General features: G+C 62.5%; 19 protein-coding genes. 7 read left to right on the top strand and 12 right to left on the bottom strand.

Annotation, left to right across the window (positions count from 1 at the left end):
• Window positions 1-34: 34 nt before the first annotated feature.
• The gene (locus H0241_RS05835) at window positions 35-421 is read right to left on the bottom strand and encodes a hypothetical protein (protein ID WP_181056463.1); all 387 of its coding nucleotides are present in this window, start codon (window positions 419-421) and stop codon (window positions 35-37) included.
• A gap of 62 nt (window positions 422-483) precedes the next feature.
• Window positions 484-672 carry a hypothetical protein gene (locus H0241_RS05830; protein WP_181056462.1) on the bottom strand — a complete coding sequence of 63 codons (189 nt, stop codon included), beginning with the start codon at window positions 670-672 and terminating at the stop codon, window positions 484-486.
• A 68-nt stretch (window positions 673-740) separates the two neighbouring features.
• On the opposite strand from H0241_RS05830, the gene H0241_RS05825 reads away from it, so the two are divergent.
• Entirely contained in the window at window positions 741-953 is a 213-nt protein-coding gene (locus H0241_RS05825; RefSeq protein ID WP_181056461.1) for a hypothetical protein, read from the top strand.
• A 674-nt stretch (window positions 954-1,627) separates the two neighbouring features.
• Here the strand turns inward: H0241_RS05825 and cueR are convergent.
• Window positions 1,628-2,044 carry a Cu(I)-responsive transcriptional regulator gene (gene cueR, locus H0241_RS05820; protein WP_181056460.1) on the bottom strand — a complete coding sequence of 139 codons (417 nt, stop codon included), beginning with the start codon at window positions 2,042-2,044 and terminating at the stop codon, window positions 1,628-1,630.
• 225 nt (window positions 2,045-2,269) lie between these two features.
• On the opposite strand from cueR, the gene H0241_RS05815 reads away from it, so the two are divergent.
• Window positions 2,270-2,887, top strand: coding sequence for a L,D-transpeptidase (locus tag H0241_RS05815; RefSeq protein WP_181056846.1), 618 nt, complete (start codon window positions 2,270-2,272; stop codon window positions 2,885-2,887).
• Between the two features lie 104 nt (window positions 2,888-2,991).
• Here H0241_RS05815 and H0241_RS05810 read toward each other — a convergent pair whose 3' ends face one another.
• From H0241_RS05810 to H0241_RS05785, 6 genes are all read right to left on the bottom strand, one after another.
• Window positions 2,992-3,561: a NifU family protein gene (locus H0241_RS05810; protein WP_142867561.1), complete on the bottom strand. Its 570-nt coding sequence runs from the start codon at window positions 3,559-3,561 to the stop codon at window positions 2,992-2,994.
• Window positions 3,562-3,765: 204 nt separating this feature from the next.
• Window positions 3,766-4,257, bottom strand: coding sequence for a universal stress protein (locus tag H0241_RS05805; RefSeq protein ID WP_181056459.1), 492 nt, complete (start codon window positions 4,255-4,257; stop codon window positions 3,766-3,768).
• 268 nt (window positions 4,258-4,525) lie between these two features.
• On the bottom strand, window positions 4,526-5,593 hold the full coding sequence (gene trpS / locus H0241_RS05800) for a tryptophan--tRNA ligase (protein WP_181056458.1): 1,068 nt from the start codon (window positions 5,591-5,593) through the stop codon (window positions 4,526-4,528).
• 174 nt (window positions 5,594-5,767) lie between these two features.
• Window positions 5,768-7,375, bottom strand: coding sequence for a murein biosynthesis integral membrane protein MurJ (gene murJ / locus H0241_RS05795; protein ID WP_181056457.1), 1,608 nt, complete (start codon window positions 7,373-7,375; stop codon window positions 5,768-5,770).
• A 40-nt stretch (window positions 7,376-7,415) separates the two neighbouring features.
• Window positions 7,416-10,211, bottom strand: coding sequence for a [protein-PII] uridylyltransferase (locus H0241_RS05790; RefSeq protein ID WP_181056456.1), 2,796 nt, complete (start codon window positions 10,209-10,211; stop codon window positions 7,416-7,418).
• 33 nt (window positions 10,212-10,244) lie between these two features.
• Window positions 10,245-11,087 carry a glycosyltransferase family 25 protein gene (locus tag H0241_RS05785; RefSeq protein WP_181056455.1) on the bottom strand — a complete coding sequence of 281 codons (843 nt, stop codon included), beginning with the start codon at window positions 11,085-11,087 and terminating at the stop codon, window positions 10,245-10,247.
• Between the two features lie 187 nt (window positions 11,088-11,274).
• Here H0241_RS05785 and H0241_RS05780 point away from each other — a divergent pair, with 187 nt between their 5' ends.
• The 5 genes from H0241_RS05780 to H0241_RS05760 all read left to right on the top strand — a co-directional run bounded on the left by H0241_RS05780 (window position 11,275) and on the right by H0241_RS05760 (window position 16,925).
• Window positions 11,275-13,788, top strand: a complete 2,514-nt coding sequence (locus H0241_RS05780; protein WP_181056454.1) for a heavy metal translocating P-type ATPase — start codon at window positions 11,275-11,277, stop codon at window positions 13,786-13,788.
• A gap of 43 nt (window positions 13,789-13,831) precedes the next feature.
• Window positions 13,832-14,224 carry a CopM family metallochaperone gene (copM, locus tag H0241_RS05775; protein WP_181056453.1) on the top strand — a complete coding sequence of 131 codons (393 nt, stop codon included), beginning with the start codon at window positions 13,832-13,834 and terminating at the stop codon, window positions 14,222-14,224.
• Between the two features lie 122 nt (window positions 14,225-14,346).
• Window positions 14,347-14,958: a hypothetical protein gene (locus H0241_RS05770; protein ID WP_181056452.1), complete on the top strand. Its 612-nt coding sequence runs from the start codon at window positions 14,347-14,349 to the stop codon at window positions 14,956-14,958.
• Between the two features lie 267 nt (window positions 14,959-15,225).
• Window positions 15,226-16,071, top strand: a complete 846-nt coding sequence (locus tag H0241_RS05765; RefSeq protein WP_181056451.1) for an aldo/keto reductase — start codon at window positions 15,226-15,228, stop codon at window positions 16,069-16,071.
• A gap of 95 nt (window positions 16,072-16,166) precedes the next feature.
• Window positions 16,167-16,925 carry an MBL fold metallo-hydrolase gene (locus H0241_RS05760; RefSeq protein ID WP_181056450.1) on the top strand — a complete coding sequence of 253 codons (759 nt, stop codon included), beginning with the start codon at window positions 16,167-16,169 and terminating at the stop codon, window positions 16,923-16,925.
• Between the two features lie 4 nt (window positions 16,926-16,929).
• Here the strand turns inward: H0241_RS05760 and H0241_RS05755 are convergent, their stop codons facing one another.
• The 3 genes from H0241_RS05755 to mutS form a co-directional block, all read right to left on the bottom strand.
• On the bottom strand, window positions 16,930-17,484 hold the full coding sequence (locus tag H0241_RS05755) for a TetR/AcrR family transcriptional regulator (protein ID WP_181056449.1): 555 nt from the start codon (window positions 17,482-17,484) through the stop codon (window positions 16,930-16,932).
• Window positions 17,485-17,551: 67 nt separating this feature from the next.
• Complete coding sequence (locus H0241_RS05750) at window positions 17,552-18,016, bottom strand: nuclear transport factor 2 family protein (protein WP_181056448.1); 465 nt, start codon at window positions 18,014-18,016, stop codon at window positions 17,552-17,554.
• A gap of 74 nt (window positions 18,017-18,090) precedes the next feature.
• Window positions 18,091-20,820 carry a DNA mismatch repair protein MutS gene (gene mutS / locus H0241_RS05745; RefSeq protein ID WP_181056447.1) on the bottom strand — a complete coding sequence of 910 codons (2,730 nt, stop codon included), beginning with the start codon at window positions 20,818-20,820 and terminating at the stop codon, window positions 18,091-18,093.
• Window positions 20,821-20,989: the final 169 nt, after the last annotated feature.

The raw sequence follows: 20,989 nt of genomic DNA, 5'->3' as shown, positions 1-20,989 counted from the left end.
GGAGGGCGATTATATACTTCACAGACCTACTCGATCACCACAGTGACTCAAACAGTCCTTGAGAGATCGTCTCCTCGTAGCAATTGTCGGAAAAGCCAGGATAATCGAGGCGGAGCCTATCGACCGTCTCCGCATAAGTAAGCCGCCTCTCACGTATATCATCGCCGGCTTGGTAGGCGTTTCTGAAAAGCGCGATCACACGGTGAGTTGCGTCATCGATTTCGCCCTCCGAAAAGCGATATCTTAGGACATCCCAATCAATCGGAGGCGGCTGTTCAGCGATTGGCCCAAACTGACGACGATAATTGTTGTAGTGGTAAATCGCGAATGTCGCATCTAGCAGGCCAGCGCTGAGTGCTTCTGCTTCAGCCTTTGCTCGGACGGAAGCTCGACGTTTTTCGATTTCTTCTTTGTTGATCATTCGCGCCATTCCCCGCTCCACACCGGAGAATGCGGTTCTTGCCCGGTCCGAGTCCAGATGGGCTAGTTCACCCGACTCGTTCCGTTCCACTGGATGAACGCCGCCTTCTTGCCGGTGATTTTCTCTATCGATTTCAACAGCGGCTTATGGATGTCACGTAGCGCGCGGTAGTGCTCGCTGTGGTACGGCCAGCCAGGAGCGGACCGACGATGCTCTGTGCAGCGCTTCGTCCTCGACAGGCCGGCAATCATTCGGAGCTTTCTCTATTAGTTAGTGAGGACTAATATGCTGACTTCTCCGGGTGGAGAGGGCCGCGTGCATGTCGGATCGAGATGCTTCAGCTCCGGCTACAATCGTGCCAACCACGATGCCGATCCCCATTTGCCTTGGCGTCACCCCTGAAGGGCTTTGGGTGGAAGCATTCCAAACCGATGAGGATGTCCGCCATTATTGGCGAGGTTATGCTCTTGGGGGCGCGGCATGCGCCGTTTTGCTGATCATCGAGCTTCTGGCAATTCACCTGCTGCTCTGAGCTGGCCCGCCCTTCCAAAAGGCGGGCCGTTCGCGTTATGAATGAGGTTCCTACTAGGGAAGGGGGGAACTATGCTTTCGCGAGGAGTTGTAGTTGATATAGTCGTCACGGTTGCAGCGGGCATCGCTACTATCGTGTGCGTGCTCTTGTCTCAAAGGTACAAGTTCACGCCATCATCTCTTATCCGCTTGTTTGTCATGGTAATGTTTGCGTCGATTTTGCTGGAAATGCAGGTGGCAGTCGCTCTCGGAGTCTATGTTCCAACCCGTTAGTTCATCGGCCTTGTCCCGTTCCAGCGATGATTGCACACTGGTACGGGGTATATATGGTCTGACCAGAACGTTGATCCCAGCGTCAGCGCCTCATTAGGCGATTATCCAGTTGGCAAACCCGGGTGACGGCTTGATCCAGCGCCTTCCGCGATCGCACCATATTTGGTCTGGGTGCAGTCTGGTACTGATCCGCGGCGGCCCTATGTCGTGCAAATCAACTTCCGTTCTTAACTATAAGACGGCAGGACTAAAGTCTTGTGCCGTGAACGCAAAGGTCTGATGTAACCGCTTTGGTTCTGTTCTTGTCCATTGGACGTTCCGTAGTTTAGCCAAACGAGATATTAGACCTATGGCGAAGTTTTCGCGCGCGTCCGACGCCCAGTCTATTCCGGCGCCAGCCTTTCAAGCCGTGGCCGGCCTGTCTGCGGCCAGCGCCGAGCCCGCAATATCATCCAGGATCGGGCAGTCCGGTCTGTCGTCACCATGGCAGGCGTGGATCAGCTTCTGCAAGGTCGTGCGCATCGACTGCAGCTCGCGCACTTTCTCCTCGATGGCGCTGACATGGGCGGCGGCGATCTCGCGCACATCGTGGCTGGCGCGGCTGCGGTCCCGGTAGAGCGCCATCAACTGTCTGCAATCATCGATGGAAAAACCGAGGTTGCGGGCACGGCGCAGGAAGGCCAGCCGGTGGATGTCGTCGCCCGAATAATCGCGATAGCCATTGCCGGCGCGCGCCGGCGCGATCAGGCCGATCTCTTCATAGTAGCGGATGGTCTTGGCCGGCAGGCCGGACCGCGCCGCGGCATCGCCAACATTCATAGTGGTTCCTCTATTTCGGGCTATCCGACAGGACCGCCCATTGTTTTTCCTTCACAATCTCGTGACCCCTGTTGCCGAAATGCCATAGTTGACGGCTTACCGGCACGTAAGCTCTTGCATATAGGCATCGCGCGCTTGGCAAGCAAAGCAAATGCCAGCATGAATGATTTCAGGAAAAGCGGCCGTAACGTGCCGCTCGATCTGGGCGGGGCATCGGACCAATTCATGCGCATGAAGTCATTTGCAATCGTCGCTGCACTTGCGTTGTCGACCGCGATCTCGGGTTGCAGCACGATCGGCTCACAGCTCTTCACCAACAACTACGGTTCGGTGAATGATGCAGGCTACCAATTGCCGCGCATTCCGATCGAGAAGGTGCCGCTGAAATACCACCGGCAGGAGGTGAACTACGACACCTCGGAAAAGCCGGGCACCATCATCGTCGATACCCAGAACAAGTTTCTCTACTTCGTCGAAGGCGACGGCCGGGCGATCCGCTATGGCATCGGCGTCGGTCGCGAAGGTTTTGAATGGCACGGCACCGCCCACATCGCGCTGAAGCGCGAATGGCCGACCTGGACGCCGCCGCGGCAGATGATCCAGCGCCAGCCGGAACTGGCCAAGTTCGCCGGCGGCATGGAGCCCGGCCTGAAGAACCCGCTCGGCGCGCGCGCCATGTACCTGTTCAACAAGGGCGGCGACATGGGCTACCGCCTGCATGGCAGCCCGGAATGGAATTCGATCGGCAAGGCGATGTCGTCGGGCTGCATCCGGCTGATGAACCAGGACATCATCGACCTCTACGACCGCGCGTCGGTCGGCGCCAAGGTCATTGTTATGTGATTACCCTTCGTACGCGGACCGTCTAGGCAACAACTGACGTCCCAAACAGAAAACCGGGCAATTCGGCCCGGTTTTTTGTTATCTGCGTGAAGGTGTCGAGGCGCTTAGGAAACCTGCTCGACCTGCTGAACTTCCGGCACGAAGTGGCGGAGCAGGTTCTGGATGCCGTGCTTCAGCGTCGCTGTCGAAGACGGGCAGCCGGCGCAGGCGCCCTTCATGTGCAGGAACACGGTGCCGTTCTCGAAGCCGCGGAAGGTGATGTCGCCGCCATCCTGGGCAACCGCTGGGCGCACCCTGGTGTCGAGCAGTTCCTTGATGGTTATGACCAGTTCCTCGTCGGCCTTGTCGTAGAATTCGCCGGTCTGGCTGGTCTCGGCGGCGGGGCCGGCATTGACCATGACGGGCGCGCCCGACATGAAATGCTCCATGATGGCGCCAAGGATGGCCGGCTTCAGATGCTGCCAGTCGGGGCCGTCCTTGGTCACGGTGACGAAGTCATAGCCGAAGAACACGCCGGTGACGCCGGGAATCTCGAACAGCCGGCCGGCCAGCGGCGAGGCGCTCGCGGCACTGTCGGCGTCGCGGAAATCGGCGGTGCCTTCGACAAGCACTTCCTTGCCGGGCAGGAACTTCAGCGTTGCCGGGTTCGGCGTCGATTCGGTCTGGATGAACATGGCCGTCTCCGTGCCCAAGGTGAGCAGCTAGTTTGGAATAATTCTAAGTAGGCTCAATCGGCTCTACATTCAAGCGAAACGCATCGCTCAAACGGCGGGCTGGCGGAATGTTTTTGCTGGCTGGGGACCTTTGTCCCGGGCGGGCTCTAAATCCAGGAGCATGAGATTGTCCAAAAACCGCGTCACACTTTTCGGCATTATGCTCTAGGCAAGGCTGTCGATTTCCTCGTCCGACAGATTCTGCGGCACCACTGTGACCGGAATAGGGAAGGCGGCGCCCTTGCCGGCCACCGCGCCGACCAGCGGTCCGGGACCTTCCTTGCCGGCGCCTGCCGCCAGCACCAGGATGGCGATGTCCTGGTCTTCCTCGATAAGCTTGTGGATTTCCTCGGTCGGCTTGCCTTCGCGCACCACCATTTCGGGCTCTATGCCGAGCTTCTGGCGCACCTTGTTGGCATGGCCGTCGAGCGCCGCGCGCGCCGTGGCGTTAGCCTCCTCGCGCATGATCTTCTCGACGCCCAGCCAGTGCTGGAAATCGTCCGGTGTGATGATGTAGAGCAACACCAGCGTGCCGCTGGTGCTCTGTGCCCGCTTCGAGGCGTAGGCGACGGCGCGTTCGCACTCCGGCGTGTCGTCGATGATCGCCAGGAATTTCCTGCGATGGCCGGCTTCGCGACTGAGGCGTTTGGAGACCATGTCTATCTACCTAGTGTCGTGATTTCGAAGTTCGCCTGACTTCGATATCGCGCTATGAGCGAACTTCGAAATCAAAACGACACTGGAAATCAATAGGTTGCTCGTATCGCTGATTTTGAAATTCGCCAGAGTTGGATATCGAGGGCAGTGCGAATTTCAAAAATCAGCGATACGAGTGTCAATTCGGCCGCAATCTGCCACCTCGACAGACCGGCGGCAAGCCGCCGGCCTTATGCCAGTGTGGTGCAGTGCACTGTGACGGCTGGGCTCAGCCCTGCAGCAGGCCGATAATGTCGCGCACGGTTTTCATCGTGGTTTCGGCCAGCACGCCGGCGCGCTCCCCGCCATCCTTCAGCACCGCATCGACATAGGCGCGGTCGCCCTCGATGCGGCGCATCTCGCCGGCGATCGGCGCCAGTTTTTCCACGGCAAGATCGGCCAGTGCCGGCTTGAACACGGAAAACTGCTGGCCGCCGAACTCTTTCAGCACGTCGGCCTTCGACATCTCGGCCAGCCCGGCATAGATGCCGACCAGGTTTTCCGCTTCCGGGCGGCTTTGCAGTCCGTCGACCTCGCTCGGCAACGCTTCCGGATCGGTCTTGGCCTTGCGGATCTTCTTCGAGATGGTGTCGGCATCGTCGGTCAGGTTGATGCGCGACAGGTCGGACGGGTCCGACTTCGACATTTTCTTCGAACCGTCGCGCAGGCTCATGATGCGCGCCGCCGGACCACCTATCACCGGTTCGGTGATCGGGAAAAAGCCGTTCACCGTCTCTTCGCCCACCTGCATCTCGACGCCGACGCCAAGGCTGGCGATGCGGCTCGAAAAGTCGTTGTTGAATTTCTGCGCGATGTCGCGGGTCAGTTCCAGATGCTGCTTCTGGTCCTCGCCCACCGGCACATGAGTAGCGCGGTAGAGCAGGATGTCGGCGGCCATCAAAGAGGGATAGGCGAGCAGTCCCAGCGAGGCGTTCTCGCGGTCCTTGCCGGCCTTGTCCTTGAACTGCGTCATCTTGTTCATCCAGCCGATGCGCGCCACGCAGTTGAAGATCCAGGCGAGCTCGGCATGCTGCATCACCCGCGACTGGTTGAAGACGATGTGCTTCTTCGGGTCGATGCCGGAGGCGAGGAAGGCGGCGGTGATCGAGCGGGTCTGGTCGGCGAGGTCGTCGTGGACGAGCTGCGCCGTCAGCGAGTGCAGGTCGACGACGCAATAGATGCAGTCGGACGTATCCTGCAGGGCGACGAATTTCTTGATGGCGCCGAGATAGTTGCCGAGATGCAGATTGCCGGTCGGCTGGACGCCGGAAAAGACGAGCTGTTTGAAGGCGGTCATGGGTTCCTCATGGCTTGTGGAGGGCCGTACTAAGCGTGATTCCGAAAAGTTGCAGACTTTTCGGAGCCAATCACGCGGCTGGAAACCACGCGCGGCGAAAGTCTTGCGACGGCGCGCTTATGGACGAAGGGGCGGACGGGATCAAGACCGGCGTTGCCCGTTAACTCGCCCGCACTATTCGTCCAGATCGACCTTTGGCGCTGGCGCCGCTGCCTTGCCCGACCCGCGCTTGACGTTGCGCCGGATCATGCCGAAATCGGCGCCGCCGGTGGCAAACGCGGTGACGAAATAGAGAGCCGCGCCGCCGGCCACCAGCGCCAGCAGCGTCGTCGCCTTGATCACCAGTGGCGAGCCAGGGCCGAGCCGGACGGCCAGCCAGTGCTCGGCGAAATAGAGCGCCGCCGCCATTACCGCCGCCGACAGCACCAGGCGCGGAATGCGTTTCAGCAGCGGCAGGTCGCGGCCCCAATGGCCGCGCCGGATCAAGACCGCAAGCAGCATCACCGCATTGACCCAGCCGGCGACGGCCGAGGCCACCGCAATGCCGGGCGCGCCCATCCTGGGAAACAGCGTCAGCGCAGTCGCGACGTTCACGCCGACCGAGATGGCGGCGAACATCATCGGCGTGCGCGTATCCTCTCGGGCAAAATAGCCGGGCGTGAAGGCCTTGATCAGCACGAAGGCTGGCAGGCCAAGGCCGAAGATCGCCAGGATCGCGGCCACCGTCGGTGTCGAGCCGTTGGCGGCAAAGGCACCGCGCTCATAGACCAGCCGCACGATCGGTTCCGCCATCACCCACAGGGCGGCGGCGGCCGGCAAGGTCATGAACAGCGTGAACTCGACCGAGCGGTTCTGCAGATTGGCCGCCTCGACCAGATTGCCCGACTTCAGCGCACGCGACAGTTCCGGCAACAGCACGATCGCCACCGCGACGCCGACGACGCCGAGCGGCAGCTGGTAGATGCGGTCGGCGTATGCCAGTGAGGACACGGCACTGTCCTGCGCCGACGCGATCGCCGTGCCGATCAGCTGGTTGATCTGGGTGATGCCGCCGGTGATCGCCGCCGGCAGCGCCAGGATCAGCAGCCGCTTGACGTTGGGCGTCATCTTCGGCCGGCGAAAACCGATGGCGATGCCGGCATTGCGCACCGCAACCCAGACGATGGCGAGTTGCACGATGCCCGCCGCCAGCACGCCCCAGGACAGGCTGAAACCGACTTCACGCGCATCCATGCCACAGTACCAGGCATAACCGAGCACACTGATCAGGATGATGTTGAGGAAAGCCGGTGCGACGGCGGCGGCGAAATAGCGGCGCAGCGAATTCAGCATGCCGGCCATCATGGCCGCGAGCGACATGCAGATGAGATACGGGAACATGATCGTCGCAAGCAGGACGGTCGTCTCGAATTTGCCCGGCGTGTCGGCAAAGCCCGGCGCCACCAGGTAGCGCACGATCAGCGGCATCGCCAGTTCCATGACGATGGTCAGCGCCAGCAGCGCCGAAAACAGCACGCCGAACACTTCTTCCGAAAAACGCTTGGCGCCGTCGGTGCCGTGGGTCTCGATCTCCTTGGCAAACAGCGGCACGAAGGCGGCGTTGAAGGCGCCTTCCGCAAACAGCCGGCGAAACGTGTTGGGAAACTGGAAGGCGGCGTTGAAGGCGTCGGCCACAGGTCCGGTGCCGAGGGCTGCCGCCATCAGCATCTCGCGGCCAAAGCCGAGCGCGCGGCTCATCAGCGTGCCGGACGCAACTGTGGCGAATTTCTTGACGAGGCTCATGCGCGCGGAGATTGCCTGGGTGATTGGGACAAAGTGATGGTCACTCGGCGGCCGCCTTGGCCTTGCCGCCACGCTCGGGGGCAACGCCCTCAAGTGCTGCGATCAGCCTGGTGTGAATGGCGGCGGTGCGCGCCGGGTTGTCGATCTTCTGCCCGGTCAGGTCGGTGACATAGAAGGTGTCGATCACCTTCTCGCCGAAAGTGGTGATGTGGGCCGAGGCGATATCGAGCGACAGGTCGGACAGCGCGCTGGTGATCTCCGACAACAGGCCCGGCCGGTCCAGCCCTTCGACCTCGATCACCGAGAAGCGGTTCGACAGCGTGTTGCGGATTTCGGCGCGCGGCGGAATTTTGAACACCTTGGCGCCGCGCCGCGGCCTGGTGCGCTTTTCGATCATCTCCGGCAGCCAGCTCTTGCCCGACAGCACATCCTCGATCAGCCGCCCGACGCGCTCGGCGCGGCGGCGCTCGTCCTCGTCGCGGTCGAACTCCCTGGAGATCAGGATGATGTCCAGGGCGCGGCCGTCGGATGTGGTGAAGATCTGTGCGTCGACAATGTTGCCGCCGGCGCCCGCACAGGCCCCGGCAATCACCGAAAGCAGACGCGGATGGTCCTGCGCCAGCACGGTGATTTCGGTCACCGCCTCGAACTGGTGGGTCCTGACCACGGTGGCGAGTTTCTTGCCCGCCGCGTCCGCTTCGCGGATGAATTCGGCATGGCGCAGCTGGTCGGCAAGGTCGACGGTCAAGAGGTAATTCTCATAATGCAGGCCGACATAGCGCTTGCGCGCCTTGTCCGGCCAGTCGGCAAGCGCCTCGGCCAGCCGCTCGCGTGACGCCGCCGTCCGCTTGGCGCGCGACACCTCCGAGAACCCGCCGGTCAACAGCAGCTCCGTCTCGTAGTAGAGCGTGCGCAGCAACTGGCCCTTCCAGCCGTTCCACACGCCCGGCCCGACACCCCTGATGTCGCAGACGGTGAGGATCAGGAGCATCTTCAGCCGTTCGACCGACTGCACGATCGAGGCGAAATCCTCGATCGTCTTGCGGTCGTTGAGGTCGCGGGTCTGCGCCGTCATCGACATGACGAGATGGTTCTCGACCAGCCAGGCGACGGTCTCGGTGTCGGCGGCCGACAAGCCCATATGCGGGCAGATACGCCGCGCGATCCTTGCGCCGGCCTCGGAGTGATCCTCCGGCCTGCCCTTGGCGATGTCATGCAAGAGCACTGCGACATAGAGCGCCTCGCGGCTCTTCTTCAGCCCCGGCATCAGCGTGTGCGACAGCGGATGCACCTTTTCGCCGTCGCCGCGCTCGATCTCGGCCAAGACGCCGATGCAGCGGATCAGGTGCTCGTCCACCGTATAGTGGTGGTACATCGAGAACTGCATCATGGCGACGATCTTGCCGAAGTCGGGGATCAGCTTGCCGAGCAGCCCTGCCTCGTTCATGCGCCGCAGATTAAGCTCGGCATTGCGGTCCGAAGTCAGGATGTCGAGGAACAGCCGGTTGGCCTCCTTGTCGCGCCGCAACGACTTGTTGACCAGACCGAGCGAACGGGTGAGCAGCTTCAGCGCATCGGGATGAAATTCCAGCCCGTGCTTGTCGGCGAACCAGAACAGCCTGAGCAGGTTGACCGGGTCGCGCTCGAACACCGTGTCGTCGGCGACGTTGATGCGATGGTTGTCGACGATGAAATCGGACGTGCCGGCCAGCTTGCGCTTGCGGCGCTGGAAGGTGAGGAAGATGCGGTTGAAGCCCGGCACGTGCTTGGCCTGCTCTTCCTCCAGCGCGGCGCAGAAGATGCGGGTGAGATCGCCGACATCCTTTGCGACGAGAAAATAGTGCTTCATGAAGCGTTCGACCGCCGACAGGCCGGGATGGGTGGTGTAACCGAGACGCTCGGCGATTTCGCGCTGGATGTCGAAATGCAACCGCTCCTCGGGCTTGCCGGTGAGGAAATGCATGTGGCAGCGCACCGCCCACAGGAAGTCTTCGGCCTTCTGGAACTCGCGGTACTCGGCCTCGGTGAAGACACCTTTCTCGACCAGTTCCTCGCCGGTGCGCACGCGATAAAAGTATTTGGCGATCCAGAACAGCGTCTGCAGGTCGCGCAGGCCGCCCTTGCCGTCCTTGACGTTGGGCTCGACCAGATAACGGCTTTCGCCAGCCTTGGCATGGCGCTCGTCGCGCTCGGCGAGCTTGGCCTGCACATATTCCGGTCCGGTGGTGCGCACCACTTCATGGTCGAAGCGGGTCAGCAATTCGTCAAAAAGCTTCTGCTCACCCCACAGGAACCGGGCTTCGAGGATCGAGGTTCGGATGGTGATGTCGCTGCGCGACAGCCTTAGGCACTCGTCGATGTTGCGGGTGGCGTGGCCGACCTTCAGGCCAAGGTCCCACAGCATATAGAGCATGTATTCGACGATCTGCTCGCCCCACGGCGTCTGCTTGTAGGGCAACAGGAACAACAGATCGATGTCCGAGCCTGGCGCCAGCGTGCCGCGGCCGTAGCCGCCGACCGCGACGACGGCCATGCGCTCGGCGGTCGACGGGTTTTTCACGCGATAGACATGGGTCGCGGCGAAGTCGTAAAGGGCGCGGATGATCTCGTCCATGAGATGCGACAGCCGGGCGGCACAGGCCGCGCCGCTGCCATCGTCCATCAGCATGCGCTCGGCGATCTTGCGGCCCTCGGTCAGCCGTCCCTTCAGCAGCTTGAGCGCGCCGACGCGCGCGCCGGGTTCGGCGCCGTTGCCGGCCGAGGTCAGCGCCGTCATCTCGCGGCGCAGCGCCTCGCTGTCGATCAGCTCGTCGAGTTTGAGGGAGATTTTTGCCATAAGTTGCCGATTGGCCTCGCCTTTCGGCGGCGTCTATAGCGCGTTTTCACGGCGCTGTGTATGGGGCCGACGGATGCGCCGGCCGCGATACTCGAACGGGATGATTTTCTCCCGGCGTAAGCGGAAGAGATCGGCGATTTGCCTCGCTAGTCGCCTTGTCTCGATCCCTACCTTGGCCGCAATCGGCTTGTCGCGCTTCTTGCCCCTCCCGCTTGCCACCCATTCCTCTGTGCGCTCCTGCTTGAGCAGGCTCGGCAATTGCACTGGTCCGCCGCCAAGGAACTGAGCCTGCAAGCACAAAGCCGGCACAAGCTGGTAAATGACGTGGCGGGACGAGGTCGCAAAACGCGGATTGAACACGAGATGATCGACGGGAATGGCGATCTCATTCGTCGCCTCGATGAGGTCTCGGGCGGCCTGTCTCGACAGGATGTACCCGGCCGTGCCGATATGGACGGCGTGCAGCCTGCTCGCGGAAAAACCGTGACCACAGGCAACCTGCTTGCGTGAAATCACGGTTCGATTGAAGAACGTTTCCAGTTTGACGATGTCGGCATCGGCGGGGATCCAGTCCGCACCGGCAAGCAACGGGCCAGCCTTGTCGGCGAAGACGATGTCGTCCTCGAAGATGGCGCCATAGGCATCCTCGCCTGCCGCGATGATCGACCAGCATTGTTTGTGGCTGAGCAGGCAGGCGATCTCGCCGTCGGCCATACGCAAATGCTTCTTGCCCTGTGGCAGTGCGGCCAGATTCGGCCGGTCGCGTGCGTCGACGGCGGCGACCCGTTCAAAGGCGACGCAGATACGGGCGAACTCGGCCGTCACATGGGCGAGGCGGTCGCGGGACCGATCGAGATTGATAACCAGGCATTTCATTTGAGTGGGATCGATGCAGTGGGTGCGGGTGGTCGCGTCCATAACATAGGAAAGAAATTGCGTAAGGGATTTTTCCCTCGATGCCGCCCGATGGCGGCCATGATCGAAAAGTCGAAATCGCCCCTTGACCTTCCAGTTACTGGAAGCACTACCTCCGCACCCAGACAGACATGAAGGCATTTTTTCGATGGCGCATTCCGAGCATCACCACCACGCGCACGCGGCCGATGGCAGCTGCTGTACGGCAAAGGCCGCTGCGCCGGCCGCCGAAGCCGTGGTGCGCGATCCCGTCTGCGGCATGCGCGTCGATCCGGCCGCCGGGAAACCGACGGCCGAGCGTGGTGGCCGTCTCTTTCACTTCTGCAGTGAGGGATGCCGCACGAAATTCGCCGCCGATCCGGAAAAATACCTGACCGCCATCGACCCGGTCTGCGGCATGAGCGTCGACCGCGCCGCCGCGAAGCATTTTTTCCGCCACGAAGGCCAAGGCTTCTATTTCTGCTCGGCCGGTTGCCAGGCGAAGTTCGAGGCCGAACCGCAAAAATATCTCGGCGACAGGCCGACGCCGCAGCCAATGCCGAAAGGCACGCAATACACCTGCCCGATGCATCCCGAGGTGATCCGCGACAAGCCCGGCTCCTGCCCGATCTGCGGCATGGCGCTGGAGCCGATGGGTGTTCCCACTGGCGATGAGGGCCCGAACCCCGAATTGATCGACTTCACCAGGCGCTTCTGGGTCAGTGCGGTGCTGTCCATACCGCTGCTGATAGTTGCCATGGCGCCGATGCTCGGCCTGACCTTCCAGGCCTTTGTCGACGAGCGCACGATGGTCTGGCTGGAACTGGCGCTGGCCAGTCCGGTCGTGCTGTGGGCGGCATTCCCGTTCTTCCATCGCGGCTGGGATTCGCTGGTCAACCGCAGCCCCAATATGTGGACGTTGATCTCGCTGGGTGTGGGTGCAGCCTATCTCTACAGCGTCGTCGCCACACTGTTTCCGGACATCTTTCCGCATCAGTTCCGCAGCCATGGCGGCACTGTTCCAGTCTATTTCGAGGCGGCTTCCGTCATCGTCGCGCTGGTGTTCCTTGGTCAGGTCCTCGAATTGCGGGCGCGCGAAAAGACCGGGTCGGCCATCCGTGCGCTGCTCGACCTGGCGCCAAAGACGGCACGGCTGATCGGTGACGACGGCTCCGAGACCGACGTGCCGCTCGATGCGGTCAAGACCGGCGACCGGCTGCGCATCCGTCCGGGCGATGCCGTGCCGGTCGACGGTATCGTGCTGGAAGGCCGCTCTTCCGTCGACGAATCGATGATTTCGGGCGAGCCGCTGCCGGTCGAAAAGACGCAAGGCGATGCCTTGACCGGCGGCACGCTCAACAAAAACGGGTCGCTGATCATGCGCGCCGACAAGGTCGGCGCCGAGACCACGCTGGCGCGCATCGTCGAACTGGTGGCCAAGGCGCAGCGTTCGCGCGCGCCGATTCAAGGGTTGGCCGACCGTGTCTCCTTCTACTTCGTGCCCGCCGTCGTGCTGGTCGCGCTTGCTGCCTTTGCCGCCTGGGCGGTGTTCGGCCCCGAGCCCAGCCTGATCTTCGCCATCGTCTCGGCAGTCTCGGTGCTGATCATCGCTTGTCCCTGCGCGCTCGGACTGGCGACGCCGATGTCGATCATGACCGCCACCGGACGCGGGGCGCACGCCGGCGTGCTGATCAAGGAAGCGGCCGCGCTCGAGCGCTTCGCTTCGGTCGACACGTTGATCGTCGACAAGACGGGCACCTTGACCGAAGGCAAGCCTCGCCTGACCGACGTCGTCGCTGACGAAGGTTTTTCGGAGAATGAATTGTTGGCGCTCGCCGCCGGCTTGGAAAAAGGCTCGGAACATCCGCTGGCCGAGGCCATTGTGGGCGGCGCCGGCGAGCGCGGCCTGACACTCAGTGAGGCCAGCGGCTTCGAAGCCGTCACCGGCAAGGGCGTCTCCGGCACAGTGTCAGGCAGGAAGATCGCGCTCGGCAATGCCGCCATGATGGCCGATCTCGGCATCGATACCGCTTCCCTGTCTAGCCGCGCCGAGGCGCTGCAGGCCGAAGGCAAGACCGCGATGTTCGTTGCCTTGGACAAAAGGCTGGCCGGCATCGTCGCTGTCGCCGATCCGGTCAAGGCAACCACGGCAGAGGCGATCAGGGCGCTGCACGACAGAGGCTTGCGGATCATCATGGCGACCGGCGACAATGAGCGCACCGCGCGCGCCATCGCCAGAAGCCTCGGCATCGATGAGGTGCGCGCCGGCCTGCTGCCGGAACAAAAGGCAGCCCTGGTCGAGGAATTGCGCGCCAAGGGCGCCGGCGTCGCCATGGCCGGTGACGGCGTCAACGACGCACCGGCCTTGGCCAGCGCTGATGTCGGCATCGCCATGGGCACCGGCGCCGATGTCGCGGTCGAGAGCGCCGGCATCACTTTGGTCAAGGGTGATCTCAACGGCATCGTCAGGGCGCGAACGCTTGCCCAGGCGGCGATCCGCAACATCCGCCAGAACCTGTTCTTCGCCTTCCTCTACAATGTGCTTGGCGTGCCGGTCGCCGCCGGGGTGCTCTATCCGCTGACCGGCACGTTGTTGTCGCCGATGCTGGCGGCGGCGGCGATGAGCCTGTCTTCGGTTTCGGTCATTGCCAATGCATTGCGGCTGCGGACGTTGAAACTCTGAGCGAAGCCCCCAAATACGAATTTCAATCAACAGGAGATCATGGATGACCTTGGCTAAAAAGATCGTGCTTTTGCTGATGGCGGCGGGAATGCTGCTGGCCGTTTTCCTGGAAAGCGTTCCAGCGCAATCCGAAGAAATGAAACATGACATGGGCGCGATGGCGACAGACGCGACCAGTCCGTCGACCGCAGGCTACAAGGCGGCGATGGACAAGATGCATGCCGACATGATGGCCTCGCAATATACCGGCAATGCCGACGTCGATTTCGTGCGCGGCATGATCCCGCATCATCAGGGCGCGATCGACATGGCCAAGGTGGAACTCGCCAACGGCAAGGATCCTGAAATCCGCAAGCTGGCCGAAGGCGTGATCGCCGCCCAGGAAGCCGAGATCAAGCAGATGCAGGACTGGCTCGCCGCTCATCCGGCGAAGTAAGGGCATCGGCGAACGGCCGTGGCGGAATATCCTTTCCGGATGTCTCCCGCCGCCTACGGTGCCGGTGGCAGAAATGCGGCAAGAGGGGCTGGATGATAGATAGGTGTTAGGCAGTTGCCATCTTGCCCGTGATCCTGGCCTTCAAGCTTGCCACCGCGCCGGTTCTTATCCTTTGCCTTACGCTGCTGAGCCGCAAATACGGCCCCGCCATAGGCGGAATGCTTATGGGCGTTCCGCTGATAACGGGACCGATCTCGGTCTTTACGGCCTTGGAGCATGGCGCTTCGTTTGCACAGCACGCGGCAGTGGCGAACTTCGTCGGCCAGGTCTCGACCTGCATCTTCTGTTTTACCTATGCGCTGCTGGCGAAGCGGCTCAATGTGGCCCTGACCGTCCTATGTAGCGTAGGAGCTTTCTTTGCGGCGACATTGATCTGGAATGAATTCGAGTGGACCGTCACATCCGGATTGGGGCTGGTTCTGATAACAATCTTGCTCCTTATGGCCCTATTGAAGCCTGTGAACATTGACGCCGCTGCAAAGATCACGATCCGTTTTGATCTCACTCTGCGGATGTTGGTATCAGCGGCCTTCGTGCTTCTGATCACATTCTTGACAGGGCATTTCGGTGCAAAGCTAAGCGGTCTTCTTGCGCCATTTCCGGTCTTCGTTCTGATTCTGAGCGTTTTTACGCACCATCAGATGGGGACCGGGGGCCGCATCAAATCTTGTTAGAGGCGTGATCACTGGCTCGTTTTCGTTTGCCGCGTTCTTCGCAGTGGTGGCAGTCTGGCTGGACAACCTTGGCATTGCTGTCACCTATTCAGCGGCTGCGCTCGCGAGTGTGATGGTAAGTGGATTGGTCTATCTGATCCTCCACCGTTCAACCGCATCTGCCGCATAGTGGGGTTTGTCGAACAATCGCCCGGCGAAGGCGAGGAAGCTTCAGTCTGGATTTTCGGCCATGGCTGTGCTGCGATCTAACTTCACACGGAGCTGGCCATGTCATCTAAAATCAGAACCACCACGCTGCCTTCGGGCGAGCCCGTCCAGGTGCTGGGCCAGGGCACATGGAAGATGGGCGAGGATATCCGTCGCCGCGCCGGTGAGATCAACGCGCTGAAGCTTGGGTTCGATCTTGGCATGACGCTGATCGACACAGCCGAAATGTATGCCAGCGGCGGCGCCGAGGAGGTGGTGGCCGAGGCCATTGCCGGACGCCGCGACGACCTCTTTCTTGTCTCCAAGGTGCTGCCGTCCAATGCCTCGCGCGCCGGCGTGGCGCGGGCCTGCGAAAACAGCCTGAAGCGCCTGCGCACCGACCGCATCGATCTCTATCTCCTGCACTGGCCGGGCAGCGTGCCTCTGTCTGAAACCGTCGAGGCTTTCGAGGCATTGAAGAAGGCCGGCAAGATCCGCCATTGGGGCGTCAGCAATTTCGACACCGATGAGATGGAGGAACTGACCGGCCTGCGCTCGGGCGGCAATGTCCAGACCAACCAGGTGCTCTACAATCTGTCGCGGCGCGGTCCTGAATTCGACCTCGCACCGTGGAGCCGGCAGCGCGGCATCCCGATCATGGCCTATTCGCCGGTCGAGCAGGGCGCGCTGGCGCGCAATACCAGGCTCGACGTCATTGCCGCCCGCCACAACGCCACGGCAGCACAGATAGCTTTGGCCTGGGTGGTGGCGCAGCCGGGCGTCATCGCCATCCCAAAGGCCAGCAGCCAGGAGCATGTCCGCCAGAATGTCGCCGCGCTCGATATCAAGCTGACCAGTGAAGACTTCGCCGATCTCGACCGCGCCTTTCCGCCGCCGACGCGCAAGCGCGGGCTGGAGATGATCTAGATTCCGAAAGCCGGGAACCGGGTTCGGAAGAATAGCGGGTGAACATTAGAACGAATTTCGGCCGGGCATCATCATACGGGGTATAGAATCGGAGCATGACGGTCACGTCATTGCGCGACGGCTATGTCGACATGCCAGTCCGACGACTACGCCAGCCCGGAGATCGGGCATTCGGCGATGACCTGCCATCTCAGGTATCGCTCGTTGACGGCGCGCTCAGGCTGTCGGTCAACACCTTTGCCATCGATGACGGCGACGACATCACGCTGATCGACACAGGCGCTTCGAACGCCTGGCACCCGACAATGGGGCACCTGCCCGAGGCGCTGCGCGAGGCGAAGATCGCCATCGAGCGGATTCGGACCGTTGCCTTCACCCACACCCATCTCGACCATATCCACGGGCTCATCCTTGCCGATGGTCGGGATGGCTTCCCGCAACTCACTCGCCTGCTTGTCCCGCGAGCTGAGCTAGGCATGTTTCGCGAGGAGACGAGGCTGGAACGCTTCCACAACCACGCCCAGCCTCTCGACGCCGGGCAGCGCGTCAGCGCGCATATCGAGACGATTGCCACCCCTGGCCATGAAGTCGGCCACACCTGCTTTCGCGTCATGAGCGGAGGCGAAACATTGTTGATCTGGGGCGACATCGTGCATGTGCCGTCGCTTCAATTCGATCAGCCGGAGATCACGTGGGAGTTCGACGCCGACCAGGATCAGGCGAGGACAAGCCGGCTGCAAATACTGGCGATCGCAGCCGGTAACGCCTGCTACGTCGCGGGAGCGCATCTCGATTCACCGGGCGTCGGTAGGGTTTTTCGAACCGAAACGGCCTTCCGCTTCGAATCCTTATAGCACTCTAGCCGAGCGCCACTCGTGCTCGCTGCAGCGCGCGTGAAAACACGGCGGTGTCGTCGAAGGCGCGTGCCAGCGTGAGCGCGCCCTGGATGGCGCCGACCGTCTCTTCGGCAAGTTCTCCCGCCTTGGCCGGACTGTGTCCGGTGCGGGTCAGCGCTTCGGCAAGATGCGCCACCCAGCGGCCGAAATAGCTTCTGATCGCCTTGGCGAAGAGGTCGCGGGACTCGTCCAGCGCGAAGGCGCCGATCAGGCACACCCGGCGACCGGAGCGGAAATAGCTATCGGTCGCCTCCAGCATGCGCCCGATGCCGGCATGCGGGTTAGCCCTGTCCTGCAACGGCACGAAGACATTCTGCTCGAACCAGCCGTCAATATGGGCGATGACGGCCGCCGCCATCTCTTCCTTTCCACCGGGGAAGAAGTGATAGAGGCTGCCCTTGCCTAAGCCGGTCGCCGCGCCGATCAGCGCCAGGCTCGCCCCTTCATAGCCGTGCTCGCGGAAAACCTCGCCGATGATGGCGAGCAGGTCGGCTCGATTCGGCGCGATCCTGCGCATGCGCTTAGTCTTTCCCTTTGAGCATGATCTTTGCCAAAAGGCGCGACACAGTTCTAGGGATCATGCTCTAGAGCCCGAGTTCGGTAAGGCCGGGATGATCGTCGGGCCGGCGGCCGAGCGGCCAGTGATATTTGCGCTCAGCCTCAGTGATCGGCAGGTCGTTGATGCTGGCGACGCGCCGGCGCATCAGCCCGGCCGCGTCGAACTCCCAGTTCTCGTTGCCATAGGAGCGGAACCAGTGGCCGCTGTCGTCGCGCCATTCATAGGCAAAGCGCACCGCGATGCGGTTCTCGTTCCAGGTCCAGACCTCCTTGATCAGCCGGTAATCAAGCTCACGCGCCCATTTGCGCTTGAGGAAGCCGACGATCTCGCTTCTGCCGGCGACGAATTCAGCGCGGTTGCGCCAGGTGCTGTCCTCGGTATAGGCGAGCGAAACCCGTTCCGGGTCGCGGCTGTTCCAGGCATCTTCGGCCAGCCGCGCCTTTTGCGCGGCGGTCTCGGCGGTGAAGGGCGGCAGCGGCGGACGGCTCATCAAAATTCTCCCATCGACAAAGGCGATGGTGAGTATTGTACCAATCGGTACAATCGGGTCAAGGCTGAATCGGGCTACGGCTTTCCAGCCAGCCCCTTCAGCCTGTAGAGCGCTTCCAGGGCTTCGCGCGGCGTCATCTCGTCGGGGTTGATCTCGCCGATTGCAGCACCCAGAGCATCGCTCTTCGCCGGCTTGGGCGCTTCCCGCCTCGCCGCCACCGAAAACAGCGGCAGATCGTCGACCAACCGGTTGGCCTTGCCTGAGACTTCACCTTCCTCGAGCTGGTGCAGCACCTCTTTGGCGCGGCCGACCACCGCTTCCGGCAGTCCAGCGAGGCGAGCCACCTGGACGCCATAGGAACGGTCGGCGGCACCCTTGCCGACTTCGTGCAGGAAGACGACGTCGCCTTCCCATTCCTTGACCCGCATGGTGACATTGTGCAGGCGCGGCAGTTTGCCGGACAGCGCCGTCATCTCGTGGAAGTGAGTGGCGAAGATCGCCCGGCAGCGGTTCTTTTCGTGCAGGTACTCGACGGCCGCCCAGGCAATCGACAGGCCGTCGAACGTGGCGGTGCCGCGGCCGATCTCGTCCAGGATCACCAGCGCCCGCTCACCAGCCTGGTTGAGGATTGCCGCCGTCTCGACCATCTCGACCATGAAGGTCGAGCGGCCACGCGCCAGATCGTCCGAGGCGCCGACGCGCGAGAACAGCCGGTCGACGACGCCGATATGGGCTGACGTTGCCGGCACGAAGGAGCCGGTCTGGGCGAGGATGGCGATCAGTGCATTCTGCCGCAGGAAGGTCGACTTGCCGCCCATATTGGGACCGGTCAGAAGCCAGATCGCACCTGCCTTGGCGCCGCCTTGCGGCGACAGATCGCAATCATTGGCCACGAACGGCCCTTCGCCCGAGCGCCGCAGTGCCTGTTCCACCACCGGATGGCGTCCGCCCGCTATGTCGAAGGCAAGGCTGGAATCGACCAGCGGCCGGCACCAGGCTTCGCTCTCCGACAACAGCGCGAGTGCTGCCGACACGTCGAGCACGGCGAGCGCATCGGCGCCGGCGCGGATCTTCTGCGCCTCGCCGACAGCTTCAGCCGTCAGCGTGTCGAAAGCGGCAAGCTCGATGCTCAGCGCCCGGTCGGCGGCATTGGCGATCTTGGTCTCGAGTTCGGCAAGCTCGGTCGTGGTGAAGCGCATGGCGTTGGCCATGGTCTGGCGATGGATGAAGCGCGCCTTGGCGCCGTCGCTGCTGGTCATGATCGAATGGTGGTTGGCGGTCACCTCGATGTAATAACCCAGCACATTGTTGTGCCGGATTTTTAGCGAGCGGATGCCGGTCTCCTCAATCAGCGAGCGCTCCAGCCCGGCTATGACCTTGCGAGACTCATCGCGCAACGCCCGCATCTCGTCGAGCTCGGGGTGGTAGCCGCCGCGCACGAAGCCGCCGTCACGCCTGAGCAATGGCAGCTCGTCGCCGAGTGCTTGCGTCAAATGTTGGGCGAGTGCTTCAGGCAACGCTTGAATAGCAGCAAGGGCTTCCGCCAATTCATGCGGCAAGGTGGTGGTCGCGAAGATTTCGGCTATCGCGCCCGCCGCCTCGAAACCGGCGCGCAGCGCGCCGAGGTCGCGTGGCCCGCCACGGTTGAGCGCCAGCCGCGACAGCGCACGCGGCATATCGGCGACGCTCTTCAGGCTTGACCGTACCGCCTGGCAGAGCCGAGTCTCGGCGCGGAAGAACGACACCGAATCAAGCCTGGCGCCGACCGCCGCCGGGTCGGTCAGTGGCGCCATCAGCCGATCGGCAAGCAGCCTTGCGCCGCCGCCGGTCACCGTGCGGTCGACCGCCTTGAACAGCGAGCCGTCGCGGCTGCCGGACAGCGTGCGTAGCAGTTCCAGATTGCCGCGCGTCGCCGGGTCGATGAACAGCGTCGATCCCTGCTCCTCGCGTTCGGGACGTGACAAAGGCGGCCGCTCGGCCTTCTGCGTCTTTTCGACGTAAGCGATCGCGCCGGAGATCGCCGACAATTCGGCGCGCGAGAAGGCGCCGAAACTGTCCGGCGTCGCCACCTCGAAAAAACGTGCGATCCTGCCCGCGGCCGAGGCCGAATCGAACAGCGATGGCGGCTGCGGACTGGCGACGCGGCCGATGACGTCGAACACCGGCTTCAACTCGGGATCGTAAAACACCGGCTCGGCGACGATCAGCTCGCGCGGATCGACGCGAAACACATCGGCCAGCAGGCGGTCGGCTGTGGTCTCGGCAACGCGAAAAACGCCGGTCGAGATTTCGATCCAGGCCAGCGCAAAGGTATGGTCGCTGCTGCCGCCCTTCACCCGTCCCAGCGCCATCAGGAAACTCGATTCCGACGGCGCCAGCAATTTGTCCTCGGTGATGGTGCCGGGTGTTACCAGCCGCACCACATCGCGGCGCACCACCGATTTGCCGCCGCGCTTCCTGGCTTCCGCCGGATCCTCGATCTGCTCGCAGACGGCAACGCGAAAACCCTGGCCGATCAGTTTCTGCAGATAGTCGTCGGCCGCATGCACCGGCACGCCGCACATAGGAATGTCATGGCCCTGATGCTTGCCGCGTTTGGTGAGCACGATGCCCAGCGCCCGGCTCGCCTTCTCGGCATCGTCGAAGAACAGCTCGTAGAAATCGCCCATGCGGTAGAACAGCAGCGAATCCGGGTTCGCCGCCTTGATCTCGATATACTGCTCCATCATCGGCGTGACGCTGCCGGCGGGCGCCGACGGTGTCACCTCGGGGGCGTCGGTTTCTGCTGAAGTGTGCATGTTCATGCCGGCACGCTAGCAGATGTGGGTGCGGGGTTTAATGCCGGCGGCTCGAAAAGCAGGGGACGACCGGGCCTCAGTGACGGCTTGCGGCAAGTCTGTGCCGCGGTCGGCTTTTACCGTGCCTTCGTCAGCGGGGGTACCGCTTGATCTGCCCCGACACCGAGAGATTTCG

The sequence above is a fragment of the Mesorhizobium neociceri genome (genome assembly GCF_013520985.1).
In the GTDB taxonomy this organism is placed as follows: Bacteria; Pseudomonadota; Alphaproteobacteria; order Rhizobiales; family Rhizobiaceae; genus Mesorhizobium; species Mesorhizobium neociceri.
Note: the sequence above shows the minus strand (reverse complement) of the source record. Positions and strands in the feature narration are given on the sequence as shown.

Coding starts and splice junctions, on each gene's coding strand:
- trpS (WP_181056458.1), bottom strand. CDS start 5,593: ATGACCGCCTTCAAACAGCTCGTCTTTTCCGGCGTCCAGCCGACCGGC.
- H0241_RS05835 (WP_181056463.1), bottom strand. CDS start 421: ATGATCAACAAAGAAGAAATCGAAAAACGTCGAGCTTCCGTCCGAGCA.
- H0241_RS05760 (WP_181056450.1), top strand. CDS start 16,167: ATGACGGTCACGTCATTGCGCGACGGCTATGTCGACATGCCAGTCCGA.
- H0241_RS05790 (WP_181056456.1), bottom strand. CDS start 10,211: ATGGCAAAAATCTCCCTCAAACTCGACGAGCTGATCGACAGCGAGGCG.
- H0241_RS05825 (WP_181056461.1), top strand. CDS start 741: ATGTCGGATCGAGATGCTTCAGCTCCGGCTACAATCGTGCCAACCACG.
- cueR (WP_181056460.1), bottom strand. CDS start 2,044: ATGAATGTTGGCGATGCCGCGGCGCGGTCCGGCCTGCCGGCCAAGACC.
- H0241_RS05755 (WP_181056449.1), bottom strand. CDS start 17,484: ATGCGCAGGATCGCGCCGAATCGAGCCGACCTGCTCGCCATCATCGGC.
- H0241_RS05805 (WP_181056459.1), bottom strand. CDS start 4,257: ATGGTCTCCAAACGCCTCAGTCGCGAAGCCGGCCATCGCAGGAAATTC.
- H0241_RS05780 (WP_181056454.1), top strand. CDS start 11,275: ATGGCGCATTCCGAGCATCACCACCACGCGCACGCGGCCGATGGCAGC.
- H0241_RS05750 (WP_181056448.1), bottom strand. CDS start 18,016: ATGAGCCGTCCGCCGCTGCCGCCCTTCACCGCCGAGACCGCCGCGCAA.
- murJ (WP_181056457.1), bottom strand. CDS start 7,375: ATGAGCCTCGTCAAGAAATTCGCCACAGTTGCGTCCGGCACGCTGATG.
- copM (WP_181056453.1), top strand. CDS start 13,832: ATGACCTTGGCTAAAAAGATCGTGCTTTTGCTGATGGCGGCGGGAATG.
- H0241_RS05785 (WP_181056455.1), bottom strand. CDS start 11,087: ATGAAATGCCTGGTTATCAATCTCGATCGGTCCCGCGACCGCCTCGCC.
- H0241_RS05815 (WP_181056846.1), top strand. CDS start 2,270: ATGCGCATGAAGTCATTTGCAATCGTCGCTGCACTTGCGTTGTCGACC.
- H0241_RS05810 (WP_142867561.1), bottom strand. CDS start 3,561: ATGTTCATCCAGACCGAATCGACGCCGAACCCGGCAACGCTGAAGTTC.
- H0241_RS05765 (WP_181056451.1), top strand. CDS start 15,226: ATGTCATCTAAAATCAGAACCACCACGCTGCCTTCGGGCGAGCCCGTC.
- mutS (WP_181056447.1), bottom strand. CDS start 20,820: ATGAACATGCACACTTCAGCAGAAACCGACGCCCCCGAGGTGACACCG.
- H0241_RS05830 (WP_181056462.1), bottom strand. CDS start 672: ATGATTGCCGGCCTGTCGAGGACGAAGCGCTGCACAGAGCATCGTCGG.